This window comes from Geomonas sp., from assembly GCF_056994735.1.
The window spans coordinates 1-1,371 of record NZ_JBXKJL010000466.1 but is presented as its reverse complement, the minus strand read 5'-3'; the positions used below and the strand labels follow the sequence as shown (position 1 = coordinate 1,371).

General features: G+C 57.9%; 1 protein-coding gene. It reads left to right on the top strand.

Translation table 11 applies throughout. The annotated features are described in order from the left end of the window. Positions 1-80 precede the first annotated feature (80 nt). The gene (locus AC11W3_RS20095) at positions 81-1,328 is read left to right on the top strand and encodes an ISL3 family transposase (RefSeq protein ID WP_484093627.1); all 1,248 of its coding nucleotides are present in this window, start codon (positions 81-83) and stop codon (positions 1,326-1,328) included. The last annotated feature ends 43 nt before the right edge of the window (positions 1,329-1,371 follow it).

Genomic DNA, 1,371 nt, shown 5'->3' with positions numbered 1-1,371 from the left:
ACAAGATGTTGTGGTCTCGCGATCAGCCGCGTTTTATGACAAGCTAACGGCCGATGAGAAGCTCTCGATAGGATCACACGATGCCGGTTCTGATTCAACTCCCGTTAGATATTCCTGAGGTTGAGGTGTTAGCCACCGAATTCCGCTCGGATGGCGCCCTCCTGATCAAGGTGGAAAGCACCCGCCAGGGCGCCTGTTGTAGTCGCTGTGGTCGCGAGACTCACCACTTTCATGGGTATGACCGACCGGTCCAGTTGCGTCACCTGCCGCTCTTGGAGCGGCAGGTCTATCTGGAAATTCGGCCCAAGCGGTATCGCTGCCTACATGGTGAGGGCCGGCCGACCACGACCCAGCGGTGCGCTTGGTATGAACCGAACAGCCCGCATACCAAGGCGGTTGAGAAGCGGGTCTTGCGGTGTCTGGTGAATAGCACGGTCGTGGATGTCAGCCAGAAGCTGGGCCTGGGTCCGGATGCGGTGGAAGGCGTTCTCGGACGCTGGGTGTCGACGACGGTGGAGTGGAACCAGTTTACTACCCTGGAGACGCTGGGACTGGACGAGATTGCGCTGACGCGGGGGCACGGGAATTACGTCGCGGTCATCAGTCCCCGCGATAACCATGGTCAGCTGGCCGTGTTAGCGGTCTTGCCAGATCGCCGGAAAGCGACCGTCAAGGCGTTTCTGGAGGCGATTCCGGCGCCGCTGACAGCGACGATTCAGACGGCGTGTATCGACAGGTACGAGGGTTACGCCAACGCCGTCTATGAGGCCCTGCCCGGTGTGACCGTGGTGGTGGATCGCTTTCATGTGGCCCAACATTATCACGATGGAGTAGATCGGCTTCGGAAGCAGGAACTGAAACGACTCCAACAGGAACTGCCAGAAACCGAAGATGAACCGCTCAAGGGCTTATTGTGGGTGATCCGCCAGGATTGGACAGTACTGAGCGAAGCGGACCAAAACCGCTTGCTGCCGTTGTTTCACCAGTCCCCGGCCTTACAACAGGCCTATTGCCTGCGGCAGGTTCTGACCGGCATCTTCAACCGTGCCTTGACCAAAGACCGCGCCACTGAGGCGATCCAGAAGTGGTGCGATCAGGTGCGTGCCGGGGGCTTACGGTGCTTTGATACCTTCCTCACGACGGTGGAGAACTGGCGTGAGGAGATCACCAAGTATTTCCTCCACCGTCAGAACCGCGGTTTTGTGGAAGGGCTGAACAACAAGCTCAAGGTCTTGAAACGGCGCTGTTATGGCCTGGACAGCGGCCAGACGTTATTTCAGCGTCTCTGGTTAGATCTGAAAGGTTATGGCGTCTTCGGTTTGGGATGAAACACAACATCTTGGGGTTACCACGGGAAACCCTTTAGAGCCA